Source organism: Achromobacter sp. 1014246743 (assembly GCF_059760725.1).
Window position 1 is genome coordinate 49,187 of sequence record NZ_JCBANA010000009.1, and the last position, 16,221, is coordinate 65,407.

At 65.6% G+C, this 16,221-nt stretch carries 16 protein-coding genes; 15 read left to right on the forward strand and 1 reads right to left on the reverse strand.

Features of this window, described 5'->3' with window-relative positions; all coding sequences use genetic code 11:
- Window positions 1-14: 14 nt before the first annotated feature.
- The 8 genes from rpsP (at window position 15) to AC6LJ2_RS06025 (ending at window position 6,273) form a co-directional block, all read left to right on the forward strand.
- Window positions 15-275 carry a 30S ribosomal protein S16 gene (gene rpsP / locus AC6LJ2_RS05990; RefSeq protein ID WP_025135207.1) on the forward strand — a complete coding sequence of 87 codons (261 nt, stop codon included), beginning with the start codon at window positions 15-17 and terminating at the stop codon, window positions 273-275.
- A gap of 68 nt (window positions 276-343) precedes the next feature.
- Window positions 344-961, forward strand: coding sequence for a ribosome maturation factor RimM (gene rimM / locus AC6LJ2_RS05995; RefSeq protein WP_498151016.1), 618 nt, complete (start codon window positions 344-346; stop codon window positions 959-961).
- Entirely contained in the window at window positions 961-1,776 is an 816-nt protein-coding gene (gene trmD, locus AC6LJ2_RS06000; protein WP_025135209.1) for a tRNA (guanosine(37)-N1)-methyltransferase TrmD, read from the forward strand. The genes rimM and trmD overlap by 1 nt, the downstream gene beginning before the upstream one ends.
- Window positions 1,777-1,959: 183 nt before the next feature.
- Complete coding sequence (locus tag AC6LJ2_RS06005; protein WP_263913731.1) at window positions 1,960-2,634, forward strand: helix-turn-helix domain-containing protein; 675 nt, start codon at window positions 1,960-1,962, stop codon at window positions 2,632-2,634.
- Window positions 2,635-2,724: 90 nt separating this feature from the next.
- Window positions 2,725-3,477, forward strand: a complete 753-nt coding sequence (locus tag AC6LJ2_RS06010; protein ID WP_263913732.1) for an ABC transporter substrate-binding protein — start codon at window positions 2,725-2,727, stop codon at window positions 3,475-3,477.
- A gap of 115 nt (window positions 3,478-3,592) precedes the next feature.
- Window positions 3,593-4,246, forward strand: a complete 654-nt coding sequence (locus AC6LJ2_RS06015) for an amino acid ABC transporter permease (protein WP_498151017.1) — start codon at window positions 3,593-3,595, stop codon at window positions 4,244-4,246.
- Window positions 4,243-4,974 carry an amino acid ABC transporter ATP-binding protein gene (locus tag AC6LJ2_RS06020; RefSeq protein WP_263913733.1) on the forward strand — a complete coding sequence of 244 codons (732 nt, stop codon included), beginning with the start codon at window positions 4,243-4,245 and terminating at the stop codon, window positions 4,972-4,974. The genes AC6LJ2_RS06015 and AC6LJ2_RS06020 overlap by 4 nt, the downstream gene beginning before the upstream one ends.
- Window positions 4,975-4,983: 9 nt before the next feature.
- On the forward strand, window positions 4,984-6,273 hold the full coding sequence (locus AC6LJ2_RS06025; protein ID WP_445658607.1) for an NAD(P)/FAD-dependent oxidoreductase: 1,290 nt from the start codon (window positions 4,984-4,986) through the stop codon (window positions 6,271-6,273).
- A 116-nt stretch (window positions 6,274-6,389) separates the two neighbouring features.
- Here AC6LJ2_RS06025 and AC6LJ2_RS06030 read toward each other — a convergent pair whose 3' ends face one another.
- Window positions 6,390-9,284: a valine--tRNA ligase gene (locus AC6LJ2_RS06030; RefSeq protein ID WP_498151018.1), complete on the reverse strand. Its 2,895-nt coding sequence runs from the start codon at window positions 9,282-9,284 to the stop codon at window positions 6,390-6,392.
- A gap of 364 nt (window positions 9,285-9,648) precedes the next feature.
- On the opposite strand from AC6LJ2_RS06030, the gene ndk reads away from it, so the two are divergent.
- From ndk to bamB, 7 genes are read left to right on the forward strand one after another with little or no spacing between them, the layout of a single operon-like run.
- Window positions 9,649-10,074: a nucleoside-diphosphate kinase gene (ndk, locus tag AC6LJ2_RS06035; RefSeq protein ID WP_498151019.1), complete on the forward strand. Its 426-nt coding sequence runs from the start codon at window positions 9,649-9,651 to the stop codon at window positions 10,072-10,074.
- Between the two features lie 41 nt (window positions 10,075-10,115).
- Window positions 10,116-11,270: a dual-specificity RNA methyltransferase RlmN gene (gene rlmN / locus AC6LJ2_RS06040; RefSeq protein WP_175192634.1), complete on the forward strand. Its 1,155-nt coding sequence runs from the start codon at window positions 10,116-10,118 to the stop codon at window positions 11,268-11,270.
- Window positions 11,267-11,770 (forward strand): helix-turn-helix domain-containing protein, encoded by a 504-nt coding sequence (locus AC6LJ2_RS06045; protein ID WP_263913736.1) that lies wholly within the window; start codon window positions 11,267-11,269, stop codon window positions 11,768-11,770. Before rlmN ends, AC6LJ2_RS06045 begins: the two co-directional genes overlap by 4 nt.
- A 15-nt stretch (window positions 11,771-11,785) precedes the next feature.
- On the forward strand, window positions 11,786-13,072 hold the full coding sequence (ispG, locus tag AC6LJ2_RS06050) for a flavodoxin-dependent (E)-4-hydroxy-3-methylbut-2-enyl-diphosphate synthase (RefSeq protein ID WP_263913737.1): 1,287 nt from the start codon (window positions 11,786-11,788) through the stop codon (window positions 13,070-13,072).
- Between the two features lie 54 nt (window positions 13,073-13,126).
- Window positions 13,127-14,413, forward strand: coding sequence for a histidine--tRNA ligase (hisS, locus tag AC6LJ2_RS06055; RefSeq protein ID WP_263913738.1), 1,287 nt, complete (start codon window positions 13,127-13,129; stop codon window positions 14,411-14,413).
- A 2-nt stretch (window positions 14,414-14,415) separates the two neighbouring features.
- On the forward strand, window positions 14,416-15,054 hold the full coding sequence (locus AC6LJ2_RS06060; RefSeq protein WP_263913739.1) for a YfgM family protein: 639 nt from the start codon (window positions 14,416-14,418) through the stop codon (window positions 15,052-15,054).
- A 5-nt stretch (window positions 15,055-15,059) separates the two neighbouring features.
- On the forward strand, window positions 15,060-16,217 hold the full coding sequence (gene bamB, locus AC6LJ2_RS06065) for an outer membrane protein assembly factor BamB (RefSeq protein ID WP_498151020.1): 1,158 nt from the start codon (window positions 15,060-15,062) through the stop codon (window positions 16,215-16,217).
- Window positions 16,218-16,221: the final 4 nt, after the last annotated feature.

The following is a 16,221-nucleotide window of genomic DNA, read 5'->3' on the forward strand; positions in this document are numbered from 1 at the left end:
TCAAGGGATTACCTATGGTGGTGATTCGCCTGGCCCGCGGTGGGTCCAAGAAGCGTCCGTTCTACAACCTGGTGGCCACCGATTCGCGTAACCGTCGCGACGGCCGTTTCATCGAGCGCGTGGGTTTCTACAACCCCGTTGCCAACGAAGGTACGGAAAACCTGCGCATTGCGCTGGATCGCGTGCAGCACTGGACCAGCAACGGCGCCCAGCTGTCGCCGGCTGTCGAGCGTCTGGTCAAAGACTACTCGGCCAAGGTTTCCGCCGCGGCTTGATTGCCCGCGTCGTTTAGCCTGAACCCTGCTAGTTTTTACTACGCTAGATAAAACCGACTGCCCGATACATGTCTGATGCCGCAACTTCCAACGCGGCGCCTGCGGACTTGATCGAGCTGGGCCGCATCACTGCGGCCTACGGTGTGAAAGGCTGGGTCAAGGTGCAGCCGCATTCGGCCAACGCCGAAGTGCTGCTCTCAGCTTCTCAATGGTGGTTGACTCGCCCTGTGCCTGAATTGGCGCGGGGCGCTGTCGCGTCTGCGCCTGTCGCATACAAGGTCGTGCAAGCCCGTTCGCAAGGTGCCACCGTGGTGGCCCAGTTGAGCGGCATCTCCGATCGTGACCAGGCCGAAGCCCTGCGCGGTTTTTCCGTGCAGGCGCCGCGGGGTTCCTTCCCTGCGCCCGAAGAAGACGAATACTACTGGGTGGATCTCATTGGCTGCTCGCTGTACACCACGGCGAGCGGCGAATCCGCGCTCATCGGCGTGGTGGACGAAGTCCTAGATAACGGCGCTCATGCCGTCTTGAAGGTCTTGTGCCAGAAGGTGGGGGCCGATGGTCCCGAAACCCTTCTGAACGCCAAGGGAAAGCCCGCCGAAATGCTCGTTCCGTTCGTACGCGCGCACATACACGCCGTCAACCTGGCCGCTCGCCGCATCGATAGCGACTGGCCCGCGGATCTCTGATGCGCATTGACGTCGTTACGCTCTTTCCCGAAATGTTCGGGGTGGTGCGCGACCTGGGTGTCACCGGCCGGGCGCATGCCCAGGGCCGGTGGTCCCTGCATGCCTGGAATCCGCGCGATTTCACGCACGATATACACCGCACCGTGGACGACCGCCCTTATGGCGGCGGCCCCGGCATGGTGATGATGGCGGCCCCGCTCGAGGCCGCCGTCGGCGCTGCCCAAGCCGCGCGCGCGGCGCAAGGCCTGGCGCCGGCCCCCGTGGCGCTGCTGGCGCCCGTGGGCAAGCGCTACGACCAGGCAGGCGCCGAGGCCCTGGCCGCCAGCGATGGCCTGATCCTTATCTGTGGCCGCTACGAAGGCGTCGACCAACGCTTCATCGAGCGCTGCGTCACGCATGAAATCTCGTTGGGCGACTTCGTCTTGTCCGGCGGCGAAATCGCGGCGCTTGCCGTCATCGACGCCGCCGTGCGCTTGTTGCCCGGCGTCCTGAACGACGGCGATTCTGCCCTGCAGGATTCCTTCAACGACACCTTGTCCGGCTTGCTGGACAGCCCGCATTACACGCGGCCCGAGGTGTACGAGGGCGCATCCGTGCCCGCGCCGTTGCTCAGCGGCCACCACGCGAATATCGCGCGCTGGCGCCGCGAGCGTTCGCTGGCGCTGACAGTCACCCGCCGGCCTGAACTCATCGAGTCGGCCCGCGCACAAGGCTGGCTGACCCTGGCCGACGAGCGTTACCTGGCCGAGCTGGCCGGCGAACCCTTGCCCGAGCCGAAGAAAAAGCGCCGTTTCTCCAAGCCCAAGACGGCGTGATTCGTTGCGGTGCGCCATGCCGGCGCACGCGTAGTCCTGCCATGGCTCGAGAGGGCCGCGCGGCAGGGCGCCCTGGTGTCTGACCCTCTAATCCGCATTGCCCCACCGCTAGGGATGTTCCTAGGTTGTGGCGCTTTCCCGTGCTCCTTAGTATTGAAAATTATATAAAAATGAAATTTTCACATGAGCCGATCCTCTTCCTCGTTGCGCGTGGATTCGCCGCTGCCCAAGCCGGCCGCGTTGGCGGGGCGTCCCGAGTCCGCGGTGGATCTCTGGCTGGGCCAGCAACTGCGTCAGTTGCGCAAGGGCCAGGGCCGCTCGCTGGCTGATGTGGCCCAGGCCTGCGGGATGTCGCTGGGCCTGCTCAGCCAGATCGAGCGGGGCCTGAGTTCCGCCTCGGTCAAGACGCTGCACCAATTGGCGCGGGAGTTCGGCGTGTCGGTCAACGCCTTGCTGCGTAACGCCGAGCACACCGAAGGCGAAGACGGCGGCCGGGTCGCCCGGGCTGGCACGCACCGCTACATCGACTTGCGCGAGAAAGGCATCGTCAAAGAGATGTATACGCCGCCAGCCTGCCACAGCATGGATCTGTGCCGCTGCACCATCGAGCCGGGTGGTTCGACCGGTAACGAGCTTTTCGTGACGGGGCAGGGTGAGCAGATCGGCGTGGTGCTCAAGGGCTCGCTTGAGCTGTGGGTGGGCGACCGCGTCGTCCTGCTCAACGAGGGCGACAGCTTTTGCTATGCCAGCAGCACGCCGCGGCGCTGGCGCAATCCCGGGTCGCAGGCGACCGAGGTCATCTGGGCCATTTCCAATATCACTCAAGCCGCGGGGGACGAGACGCAACGGGCGCGTTGAGCGCGCGGGCAGTAAAGCGGCGCGATGACACTGGGGATCATCCGCCTTCCAGGCAGCGCCTGGAACTCTTTGCCACGATGAGGAAATGTCATGAAATTCAAGACTCTGGTTGTCTCTGTATTTGCAGCATTGTCCACGGCCGCGGGCGCGCAGGCCCAAACGGTGGTGAAAGTGGGCTCGACGCCCACCGGCAGCCCGTTCACGTTTCTCGATACCAAGACCAACAGCATAGAAGGCGTGATGGTCGACATCGTGAAGGCGGTCGGCAAAGAGGCGGGGTTCGAGGTGCAGATCGAGCCCATGGCCTTCTCCGCGCTGATCGGTTCGCTCACGTCCAAGCGCATCGACATTGTCTCGGCGGCCATGTTCATCACGCCGCAGCGCCAACAGGTGGTGAGCTTTTCCGAGCCCGTGTATCGCTACGGCGAAGGGTTGATGGTGCTCAAGACCGACAACAAGGAATACAAGTCCTTCGCCGACATGCAGGGCATGACGGTGGGCGTGCAGGTGGGCACCGCCTTTGTCGAACCCATCCAGAAAAGCGGTGTTTTCAAGGAAGTGAAGCTCTACGACAACCCGCCTGACATGATGCGCGACGCCAACGCCGGCCGCATCCAGGGCGGCTTCATGGACTTCCCCATCGCCGCCTACATCCTGACCCAGGGCAACTATCCCAACCTGAAAATGGCGCAGTCCTACCAGCCTACCGTCATGGGCAGCCTGGGGCTGGCCACGCGCAAGGACGACACGGCCTTGCTGGACCGCATCAACAAGGCGCTGGTCAAGCTGAAGGCGGACGGCTCCATCGACCGCATCCTGAAGAAGTGGGGCCTGGGCGCCTGACGCCGGGTTGAGGGTGGGGCCGCCGGGGCATGCGCCCGACCTGCGTGCATCGTGCGCGCGGGCGGGCCGGGCACGGCCGGCGCCCGCGAGCGCAGTCTTGTTGGGGTGATGAAGCATGACGGAATTCTTCAAGGACGCGGCGGAATACCTGCCGATATTGCTGCAAGGCGCCAAGCTCACCATCCTGGTGACGCTGGGTTCGCTGGCCTTGTCGACGGTGCTGGGGCTGGTGTGGGCGCTGATGCGCGTCTCGGGCAACAAGTACCTGGCCAAATTCAGCGCGGGCGTGATCAACCTGCTGCGCGGCATCCCGATCATCGTGCTGCTGTTCTACATCTACTTCGTCATGCCGGACATGGGGGTGTCGCTGACGGCCGTGCAGGCCGCGATCATCGGCCTGGGGGTGGCGTACTCGGCCTACCAGGCCGAGAACTTCCGCGCGGGCATCGAGGCCATCGATCGCGGCCAGATCGAGGCCGCCATGGCCATGGGCATGAGCTGGAGCCTGACCATGCGCCGCGTGGTGCTGCCGCAAGCGGTCAAGATCGTGCTGCCGCCGTACGGCAACATCATGATCATGATGCTCAAGGATTCGTCGCAGGCCTCCACCATCACGGTCGCCGAACTGGCCTTGCAGGGCAAGCTGATTGCGGTGTCCTCCTTCAAGAACGCCACGGTGTTTTCGCTGGTGGCGCTGATGTACCTGGTGATGTGCGTGCCGCTGATCCTGCTGGTGCGCCACCTGGAAAAAAGGAGTGCCGCCAAATGATCGAACTCAAGGGGGTACGCAAGAGCTTCGGTTCGCTGGAGGTGCTCAAGGGCATCGACGCCGAAGTCACCAAGGGCGAGGTTGTTTGCGTCATCGGGCCGTCCGGTTCGGGCAAGTCCACCATCCTGCGCTGCATCAACGGCCTGGAACGCTATAACGCCGGCAGCATCACCGTGGATGGCGAGCGGGTGGACTGCGATGCCGCGTCCATCGTGTCGATCCGCACGCAGGTGGCGATGGTGTTCCAGCGCTTCAACCTGTTTCCCCACCGAACTGCGCTGGAAAACGTGGTGGAGGGGCCGATCTACGTGAAGCACGAGCCGCGCGCGCAGGCGCTGGAATGGGGGCGCGAGCTGCTGGCCAGCGTCGGACTGGCCGACAAGGCCGACGCCCATCCGCCGCAGCTGTCCGGCGGCCAGCAGCAGCGCGTCGCGATTGCCCGCGCGCTGGCCATGCGGCCCAAGGCCATCCTGTTCGACGAGCCGACCTCGGCGCTGGACCCGGAACTGGTCGGCGACGTGCTGGGCGTGATGCGCAAGCTGGCCGAAGCGGGCATGACGATGGTGGTCGTGACGCACGAGATGAGTTTCGCTCGCGAAGTCGCGGACCGCGTCATGTTCTTCGACGGCGGCGTGATCGTGGAGCAGGGCGCCGCCCGTGAAGTGCTGAATCATCCGCAGCACCCCCGCACGCAGGACTTCCTGCGCCGCGTGCTGCACCCCATGTAAGGAACCGCCATGCCGCAGACGCCGTTTCCCCTGTCCCCGTCGCTGTGGGCCGCCACGGCCGCGCCGCCGCCTGACACCCAGCCGCTCGTGCAATCGACCCAGGCCGACGTGCTGGTCGTGGGCGGCGGCTATGCCGGCCTGAGCACCGCGCTGCACCTGGCCGAGCAGGGCGTGCGCACGGTCCTGCTGGAAGCGCGCGAAATCGGTTTCGGCGGCTCGGGGCGCAACGGCGGTCAGGTCATTCCGGGCCTGAAATACGATCCGGACGCGCTGGTCGCCATGTTCGGCGCCGAGGCGGGCGAACGCCTGGTGCGCTTTGCCGGGGCGACGGCGGATTCGGTGTTCAACCTGATCGAGCGCCACGCGATGGACGTGCCGCATGTGCGCCAGGGCTGGATCCAGGGGGCGCACAATGCCGCCGCGCTGAACCTGGCACATGCCCGTGCGGCGCAGTGGGCCCGCCATGGCGCCGATGCGCAACCGCTGGACAAGGCCGAAGTCGCGCGCCTGATCGGCACCGACCGATACCTGGGGGGTTGGGTGGACCGGCGCGCGGGCGCCATACAGCCCCTGAGCTACGCACGCGGCCTGGCCCGGGCGGCCCTGAATGCCGGCGCCGTGATCCACACCGACACGCCTGTCACCGGGTTGCGCCGGGACGGCGGCAGATGGACCGCTACCACGGCCCGCGGCGCGACCGTCATTGCTGACCGCGTGGTGATGTGCACCAACGCCTATGGCGCTGACCTGCTGCCCGGGCTGAAAACTTCGATCATCGACGCCAATACCTTCCAGGTCGCCACGGCGCCGCTGCCCGAGCAACTACGTGCGGGCATCTTCCCGCAAGGCCACGTCACCTCGGATACGCGCAATCTGCTGCTGTACTTCCGGCTGGACCACCAGGGCCGGCTGCTGATGGGCGGCCGCGGTCCGTTCCGCGAACCCAAAGGGCCCGAGGACTGGGCGCACCTGGAGCGGGTGATGGTCAAGATGTTCCCGCAGGTGGCGGGCGCCTCCTTCGAATACCGTTGGTGCGGGCGGGTCGCCATCACGAGGGACTACCTGCCTCATCTGCACGAACCCGAACCCGGTCTGCTGGTGGATATCGGGTGCCAGGGGCGTGGTGTGGGCCTGCAGACCAGCATGGGCCGCGCCATGGCGCAGTACGTGGTCAGCGGCGACGCCAAGGCGCTGCCGGTGCCCTTGTCGCCCGTAACGCCGTTCCCGCTCTATGGCCTGCGCAGGCTGTACGTGAACGCTGTCGTCACCTGGTATCGAATGACCGACGGCGGGGTCTAGACTGGCGGGCGCGGCAGGCACGCCAGATCGGGCGCAGGGCAGCCGCGCAAAGAAAAAAGCCCCGGACCGGGGCCGGGGCTTTGAGGGGGGGCGTCAGGCGTGATGCCCGCCAGGCATCAATTGCCCAGTTTGCCGCGTTGTTCGCGCACCTTCTGCAGCGTCTCGCCGAACTGCGCGACGCGGGCCTTTTCCTGTTCGACCACGGCCGCCGGGGCGCGCTCGACGAAGCTGGCGTTGGACAGCTTGCCGTTGGCCTTGGCGATCTCGCCTTCCAGGCGCGCGATTTCCTTGTCCAGGCGGATGCGTTCGGCCGCCACGTCGACTTCGACGTGCAGCATCAGGCGGCTGGCGCCCACCACCTGCACCGGCGCGCCGGCATCGGGCAGGACGTCCAGCACGTCGACCTGGCTCAGCTTGGCCAGCGCGGCCAGGTAAGGCGCGTTGCGGGTCAGCGTGGGCGCGTCGCCCTGGGCGCACAGCGGCACCTTCTGGGCGGGCGAGAGGTTCATCTCGCCGCGCAGCGCGCGCACGGCTTCGACCTGGGCCTTCAGTTCGGCCACATCGGCTTCGGCGGCGGTGTCCACGGCGGCCGGGTTGGCCTGCGGGTAGGGCTGCACGCTGACGCTGTCGGCGACGCCTTCCTTGCGCTTGCCGGCCACGACCGAGACCTTCTGCCACAGTTCTTCGGTGATGAACGGAATGATGGGGTGGGCCAGGCGCAGCACGCCTTCCAGCACGCGGATCAGCGTGCGGCGGGTGCCCAGCTGCTGGGCCGGCGTGCCCGTCTGGATCTGCACCTTGGCCAGCTCCAGGTACCAGTCGCAGTATTCGTCCCAGACGTAGCGGTACAGCGCATTGGCGATGTTGTCGAAGCGGTAGTCGGCAAAGCCGCGCGCCACGTCGGCTTCCAGGGCCTGCAGCTGGCTGACGATCCAGCGGTCCACGAACGACAGTTCGCCGGTTTCCGTGCCGGTGAGGTCATGGCCTTCGGTGTTCATCAGCACGAAGCGGGTGGCGTTCCAGAGCTTGTTGCAGAAGTTCCGGTAGCCTTCGCAGCGCTTCAGGTCGAAGTTGATGTTGCGGCCCAGCGTGGCGTAGGCGGCCATGGTGAAGCGCAGCGCGTCGGTGCCAAAGGCCGGGATGCCGTCCGGGTATTGGCGGCGCGTGGCCTTTTCGATGCTGCCGGCCTGCTTGGGGTTCATCAGGCCATACGTGCGTTTGGCCACCAGGCCGTCCAGGTCGATGCCGTCGATGAGGTCGACCGGGTCGAGCGTGTTGCCCTTGGACTTGCTCATCTTCTGGCCGTCCGCGTCGCGAATCAGGCCATGCACGTAGACGTGCTTGAACGGGATCTGGCCGGTCAGGTGCGTGGTCAGCATGACCATGCGGGCGACCCAGAAGAAGATGATGTCAAAGCCCGTGACCAGCACGCTGGACGGCAGGTAGCGTTCCAGGTCGGCCGTCTTGTCGGGCCAGCCCAGGGTGGTGAAGGGCACCAGGCCCGACGAGAACCAGGTGTCCAGCACGTCCGGGTCACGCGTGAGCGCGCCCGTCACGCCGGCGGCGCGCGCCTGCGCTTCGGCTTCGGCCTGGTCGTGTGCCACGAACACCTGGCCGTCTTCCGAGTACCAGGCGGGGATCTGGTGGCCCCACCACAACTGGCGCGAAATGCACCAGTCCTGGATGTTGTTCAGCCACTGGTTGTAGATGGTGGTCCAGTTGTCCGGGTAGAACTGGATGCGGCCATCGGCCACGACTTCCAGCGCCACTTCGGTGATGCTCTTGCCCGGGTTCAGCGTGCCTTCGGGGGCCGGCTTGCTCATGGCCACGAACCACTGGTCGGTCAGCATGGGTTCGAGCACGACGCCGGTGCGGTCGCCCTTGGGCTGCATCATCTTGTGCGGCTCGACCTTGACCAGGTAGCCGTCGGCTTCCAGCTGGGCCACGACGGCCTTGCGGGCCTCGTAGCGTTCCATGCCCTGGAACTGCTTGGGGCCGTTCTCGTTGATATGCGCATCCAGCGTGAAGATGACGATCAGCGGCAGATCGTGGCGCATCGCGCAGGCGTAGTCGTTGAAGTCGTGCGCACCGGTGATCTTCACGCAGCCCGTGCCGAATTCGGGGTCGACGAAGTCATCCGCGATGATGGGGATGTTGCGGTCGCACAGCGGCAGTTCGACTTGCTTGCCGACCAGGTGCTTGTAGCGCGGGTCTTCGGGGTGCACGCACAGCGCGCCGTCGGCCAGCATGGTCTCGGGGCGGGTGGTGGCGATGGTCATGCCGCGCAGCGTCACCGTCTGGCCGTCCTTGTCGACGATGGTCTGCGGGCCATCGACGAAGGGGTAGAGGATGTGCCACATGTGGCCGTCGGTTTCCTCAGACTGCACTTCCAGGTCGGACACGGCGGTCAGCAGCTTGGGGTCCCAGTTGACCAGGCGCTTGCCGCGGTAGATCAGGCCCTGTTTATGCAGGCGCACGAAGGTTTCCACCACGCCGCGCGACATGCGGTCGTCCATGGTGAAATATTCGCGCGGCCAGTCTGCCGAGGCGCCCAGGCGGCGCACCTGGCCGGTGATGGCGTTGCCCGACTTTTCCTTCCATTCCCAGACTTTTTCCACGAATTTTTCGCGGCCCAGGTCGTGCCGCGAAACCTTCTGGGCGTCCAGCTGTCTTTCAACCACGATCTGCGTGGCGATGCCGGCGTGGTCCGTCCCCGGAATGAATACGGTGTCGTCACCCAGCATGCGGTGGTAGCGCACCAGGCCGTCCATGATGGTCTGGTTGAATGCATGCCCCATGTGCAGCGTGCCCGTCACGTTGGGCGGCGGGAACTGGATGACGTAGGGCTTTGATTCCGTCCCTGTTTTTACGTGCGATCCGGCGGCGAAATACCCGCGCTTGTCCCACTCGGCATACCAGCGGGATTCGAGTTCGGCGGGTTCAAAGCTCTTGGAGAGTTCCTGGGAGTCGTTCGCGGGATTCGCGGCGTTCGGGGGAGCAGCTTGGGTCATTGCAGGGTTCCGGCAGACAGGGCGCCCGGTCGATGGATACGGGCAAGCAAACCGCTCATTTTAAGATGTAATGCGGTCGTATCGGCGTGTTAGAATACCGGGTTACTGTAAACCTTTTAGAAGTCCCTGAATTCATTGAAGTTTCGCCAAAATTTTGGGGGCTTGAAGTTAGTTGGGGGCTAAAGGGTAGGCAGTGTCGAATCCCCGCCTGGGTCACAGGCGGCCGGGCCGGTCCGGGGCACGCAATCGTTCCGAACCGCTTCTCGCGCCCACAGCGCGATGTGGCTTGAAGGGTGACACCGACAAGCGCAGGCCGCGCCAGGCAATTATAGAAACCAGTCAGCAATCAGTTTTCGGAGTTCTCATGTCCATCCAACGCACCCTCTCGATCATCAAGCCCGACGCCGTCGCCAAGAACGTCATCGGCCAGATCGTCGGCCGCTTCGAACAAGCCGGCCTGAAGGTCATCGCCGCCCGCCTGGCCCAGCTGTCGCGCGCCGACGCCGAGCGTTTCTACGCCGTGCACAAAGAGCGCCCCTTCTTCAAGGACCTGGTTGACTTCATGATCTCCGGTCCCGTGTTCGTGCAAGTGCTGGAAGGCGAAGACGCCATCCAGAAGAACCGCGACCTGATGGGCGCCACGGACCCCAAGAAGGCCGCCCCGGGCACCATCCGCGCCGACTTCGCCGACAGCATCGACGCCAACGCCGTGCACGGCTCCGACGCCCCGGAAACGGCCGCCGTCGAAGTGGCTTTCTTCTTCCCCGAAATCAACATCCACAGCCATTGATTTCCCGGAAATCGTTTTAGATATTCAGCTTTACCCAGGTCATGGAATCCGTCGAACGAATCAATCTGCTGGGGCTGGACGGCTCCGCCCTGTCCGAACTCGTCGGGCAGTGGGGCGGCAAGCCGTTTCGCGCCCGTCAGCTGCAGCGCTGGATGCACCAGCGCGGCGCCGATTCGTTCGACGCCATGACCGATCTGGCCCGCGATTTCCGCGGCCAGCTCGCATCGAATTGCCGCATCGAGGCCTTGCCCGTCAACATCGAGCAGCGCTCGACCGACGGCACCCGCAAGTGGCTGTTCGACGTGGGGCAGGGCAACGCCATCGAAACCGTCTTCATTCCCGAAGATGATCGCGGCACCCTGTGCATTTCCAGCCAGGCCGGCTGCGTGGTCAATTGCCGCTTCTGCTCGACCGGGCACCAGGGCTTCAACCGCAACCTGAAGACCAGCGAAATCATCGGCCAGCTGTGGTGGGCCAAGCGCGTGCTTGAAGCCGACATCGGCACGGCACGCCTCGAAGGCGCCCGCGCCACCGAAGACACCCGCGTCATCAGCAACGTGGTCATGATGGGCATGGGCGAACCCCTGCTCAACTACGACCAGGTCCTGCCCGCCTTGCGCCTGATGCTCGACGACAACGCCTACGGCCTGTCGCGCCGCCGCGTCACGGTGTCCACCTCGGGCGTGGTCCCCATGATGGACCGCCTCTCGCAAGACTGTCCGGTGGCATTGGCCGTATCGCTGCACGCGCCCAACGACGCGCTGCGCGACGAGCTCGTGCCGCTGAACAAGAAGTACCCCCTGAAGGAGCTGCTGGCCGCGTGCGAACGCTATCTGGCGTACGCGCCGCGCGACTTCATCACTTTCGAATACTGCATGCTGGACGGCATCAACGATACCGACCAGCACGCCAAAGAACTGATACACATTGCACGCCAGATTCGCTGCAAGCTCAATCTGATCCCGTTCAATCCCTTCCCCGCGTCCGGCCTGAAGCGCTCGTCTTCGGCGCGTGTCAAAGTGTTTGCCCAGCGCCTGATGGACGCCGGCATCATCACGACCGTACGCAAGACCCGGGGTGACGATATCGATGCCGCTTGTGGTCAACTGGCGGGAGAAGTGCGCGACCGTACCCGGATCACCGAACGGAACGCCGCGCAGCGCCAGACCATACCAATTAAACAGGTGCATGCATGACGCAGGATTTCGCTTCTGCAGTTTCAGAGACGTCCACGGGCGCCGCAAGCGGCTCGGGCAATGTGGGTTCGGCGCTGCGCACGCTGCGCCAGTCCAAGGGTTGGTCGCTCGATGAAGTGTCCAGCCGCATCAAGTTTTCCCCCAAGCAGATCGAAGCCCTTGAAAACGAGCAGTGGGCCGATCTGCCCACCGGCGTTTCGCTGCGCGGCCTGATCCGCAACTACGCCCGCCTGTTGGGCGCCGATTCCCAGGCCATCGTGGACTCGCTGGACCCCAAGGCCCGCGCCACCGGCCCCGTCAAGCTCAGCCCGGGTGCGCTGCATTCCGCGCATTCCATTCCCCAATCCAGCGCCGACGACGATCGCTCGTCGTCGACCTCCTGGGGCTGGCTGATCGCCATCGTGCTGGTGCTTGCCGCCGGCGTCGCCTATGCCTTCTGGCAGGGCTGGCTGCCGCAGCACTGGCTCGCGTTCGACTGGCTTCCCAAGCTGTCCAAGTAATTACCGGTTCCGCCGATGCAAGATTCCTCTCTGCCTTGCCAGGATGCGCCGCCGCCCGCGGTGGGCGCGGCTACCCGCCGTCACACACGTGCGGTGGCGGTCAAGTGGGGCGACCGCACGGTCATGGTGGGCGGCGACGCGCCCGTCGTGGTCCAGTCCATGACCAACACCGACACCGCCGACGCGATCGCCACGGCGATCCAGGTCAAGGAACTGGCGCTCGCCGGCTCCGAGCTGGTGCGCATCACGGTCAATACCCCCGAGGCGGCCAAGGAAGTCGTGGCCATCCGCGAACAGCTCGACCGCATGGGTGTCAATGTTCCCCTGGTCGGCGATTTCCACTACAACGGCCATAAGCTCCTGACGCAGTTTCCGGAATGCGCGCAGGCGCTGTCCAAGTACCGCATCAACCCGGGCAACATGGGCGGGGGCAAGCGTCGCGACGACAATTTCGCCCAGATGATCGAAGTGGCCTGCCGCTACGACAAGCCAGTGCGCATCGGCGTCAATTGGGGCAGCCTCGATCATGAACTGATGGCCCGCAAGATGGACGAGAACAGCCGGCGCGCCCAGCCCTGGGAAGCGCAGGCCGTCATGCGCGACGCCCTGGTCGTGTCCGCCATCAGCAATGCCCGGCGCGCCGAAGAACTCGGCCTGCGTCGCGATGCCATCATCCTGTCGTGCAAGGTCAGCCATGTGCAGGACCTGATCGCGGTCTACCGCGACCTGTCGGCGCGCTGCGACTACCCGCTGCACCTGGGCCTGACCGAAGCCGGCATGGGCAGCAAGGGCATCGTGGCGTCCACCGCCGCGCTGGCCGTGCTGCTGCAGCAGGGCATCGGCGACACCATCCGCATCTCGCTCACGCCCGAACCCGGCGGCGACCGCAGCCGCGAGGCCGTGGTGGCCCAGGAAATCCTGCAGACCATGGGTCTGCGGGCGTTCACGCCCATGGTGGTGGCCTGCCCCGGTTGCGGCCGCACCAGCAGCACGTTCTTCCAGGAACTGGCCGACAGCATCCAGTCCTACCTGCGCCGGCAGATGCCGGTCTGGCGGACGCAATACCCCGGCGTCGAAAGCATGAACGTCGCGGTCATGGGCTGTGTGGTCAACGGGCCTGGCGAAAGCCGCCACGCGGACATCGGCATCAGCCTGCCGGGCACCGGCGAGGTGCCGGCCGCGCCGGTATTCGTCGACGGCGAGCGCACGGTCACCCTGAAGGGCGACCATATCGCCGAAGAATTCCAGGCCATCGTTGAAGACTACGTCGCGCGTCGCTACGGCGCGCTCGCCTCTCATTAAAGAAAGGGTGTCGCCGCCAGCGCGCTTGCCAGCGCGTGATGCGGCATGATCAAGATGACTCAAGCTTTCCAGAAAGTCGCCGCCATCCGCGGCATGAATGACCTGCTGCCAGGGCCCAGCGCCCGCTGGGAGCAATTCGAGGAAATCGTGCGCGGCTGGCTGCGCGGCTACGGCTATCGCAATGTGCGTACGCCCGTGCTTGAGCATACGCGCCTGTTCACGCGCGGCATCGGCGAAGTGACGGACATCGTCGAAAAAGAGATGTACACCTTCACCGATGCGCTCAATGGCGAATCGCTCACCATGCGGCCCGAAATGACGGCCGGCATCGTGCGCGCCTCGATCGAGCACAACCTGCTGTACGACCGCCCGCAGCGCGTCTACTCCATCGGCCCCGTGTTCCGCCACGAGCGCCCGCAGCGCGGCCGCTACCGCCAGTTCCACCAGATCGACGTCGAAGCCCTGGGTTTCGCCGGCCCCGATGTCGACGCCGAACTCATCGTCATGTTGGCTCGCCTGTGGAAGCTGCTGGGCCTGACCGACGTACGCCTCGAGCTCAATTCGCTGGGCCAGCCGGCTGAGCGCGCCGCGCACCGCGCCGCCTTGATCGCCCACCTGGAAAAGCACGCCGACATCCTCGACGAAGACGGCAAGCGCCGCCTGTACACCAATCCGCTGCGCGTGCTGGACACGAAAAACCCCGCCATGCAGGAAATGGCTGACAGCGCCCCGCGCCTGTTCGACTTCCTGGGCGAGGAATCCCGCGCGCACTTCGACGGCGTCTGCCAGCGCCTGACCGATGCCGGCATCGAATACCGCCTGAACCCGCGCCTGGTGCGCGGGCTCGACTACTACAACCTGACCGTCTTCGAATGGGTCACCGACCGCCTGGGTTCCCAGGGCACGGTCTGCGGTGGCGGCCGCTACGACGGCCTGATCGAACTGCTGGGCGGCAAGGCCGCGCCCGCCGTCGGTTTCGCCATCGGCATGGAGCGCCTGCTCGATCTCTGGGAGCAGAGCGTGCAGGTCGATGCCCCGGCCGAATGCGACGTCTATGTGGTGCACCAGGGTGAAGACGCCCAGCGCCTGGCCGCCCGGGTCGGTGAAGACCTGCGCGATGCCGGCCTGTCGGTGGTCGTGCACGCTGGCTCGGCCAGCTTCAAGTCCCAATTCAAGCGCGCGGACGCCAGTGGCGCCCGGGTTGCGGTTATCCTTGGCGCCGATGAAGTGGCCTCGCAGACCGCCAGCGTCAAATTCCTGCGCGCCGACGCCCAGGGCGACGCCGCGCAGCAGCAAGTCCCGTTGGCGGCCTTGGCCGAAGTATTGAATCACAAGGGTTAGGCATGGCATACGATCTCGAAGAACAGGAAAAACTCGACGCCATCAAGGCGTGGTGGGCCCGCTACGGCACGCTGATGGTGTCGCTGCTGACGGCCGTGGTCGTGGCATGGGGCGGCTGGTGGGGCTGGAAGGCCTATCAATCGCACCGTGCCAACCAGGCCATGGGCTACTTCGAGGCCCTGGAAGACGCGGCCCGCCTGGGCGGTGCCGACTCCTCCGTGCGCATCAAGGCGGCCGCGGCCACCTTGCGCGACCAATACGGCTCCACCGGTTACGCCGCCCGTGGCGCCCTGGTGGCGGCCCAGGCGTTGCAAGCCCAGAAAGACATCGACGGCGCGCGCCAGCAGCTCGAATGGCTGGCAGGGCAGTCCAAGAACCCGTCCATGCAGGCCGTGGCGCGCCTGCGCCTGGCCGGCCTGCTGCTCGACCAGAAGCAATACGATGGCGCCCTGGCGCAGTTGAACAACGCGCCGGCGGCCTTCGCGGCCTTGTTTGCCGACCGCCGCGGCGATATTCTCGCTGCCCAAGGCAAGCGCGATGAAGCGCGTGCCGCATGGCAAAGCGCCATTGATGGCCTGGGTACGGCAAATCCGCTGACCCAGGTTGTGCAACTGAAACTGGATGCCCTGAGCGGAGCGTGACTGTAATGCGTAAATTTGCCTTTGGCCGTACGTGGCGTGGCGCGGTTTGCCTGACGGGCTTGCTGGCCCTGGGTGGCTGCGGCCTGTTTTCCCATGATGACGGCCGTTACGACCCCGCCCCCCTGACCGAATACAAGGCCGGCATGTCCGTGCGCCAGATCTGGTCCACGTCCATCGGCAGCGGTTCCGGCCTGGGCTTCGCGCCCACCGTGCTGGGCAGCTCCATCTATGCCGCGACGCCCGACGGCTCCGTCGGCAAGTTCGATCTGCAAAGTGGCCGCCCCATCTGGAAAGCCCAGGCAGGCGTCAAGCTGACCGCCGGTGCCGGCAGTGACGGCACCACCACCGCCGTGGCCTCGCCGGATGGCGACGTGGTCGCGTTCGACGACAATGGCAAGGTCAAGTGGAAGGTCCGCGCCACCAGCGACGTCAATATCTCGCCTGTGGTGGGCTATGGCATCGTCGTTGTCCGCAGCGGCGACTACCGTATCCAGGCCTTCGATGCGAACAACGGCGAGCGCCTCTGGAGCGTCCAGCGCCCGGGTCCCGCCCTGGCCCTGCGCAGCGTGGCCCAGATGGTCCTGGCCGAAGGCCTGGTCATCAGCGGGCTGCCGGGCGGCAAGCTGCTGGCCATCGCCTCGGATAGTGGTAACGTGCAATGGGAAGGCACCGTGGCTACGCCGCGCGGCGCCAGCGACCTCGAACGCCTGACCGATGTGGTCGGCGCCCCCCGCATTGCCGGCAACCTGCTTTGCGCCGTGGCCTATCAAGGGCGTATCGTGTGCTTTGATGTGACGGCCGGCGGCCGCCCGATCTGGGCCAAGGACTTCTCCAGCGTTACCGGCATGACCCTGGACGAGCGCTTTGCCTACTCGGCCGACCAGAACAGCGTGGTCAACGCCTTCGCGTTGGATAACGGCGGCAATATCTGGAAGCAGGCTGCACTGAAAAACCGCCAGTTGACGGCTCCGGCCACGCTGGGCGGGGCGCTGGCAGTCGGCGACCTGGACGGTTACGTGCATTTCCTGTCGCGCAGCGACGGCAGCCTGATGGCGCGCCTGTCGGTCGGCGGCGGCGCCGTCGTATCGCCGCCCCAGACGACTCCCCAAGGTGTGCTGGTCCAGACGGGCAATGGCAATCTCGTCCTGATCGGTACCAATTAAACCC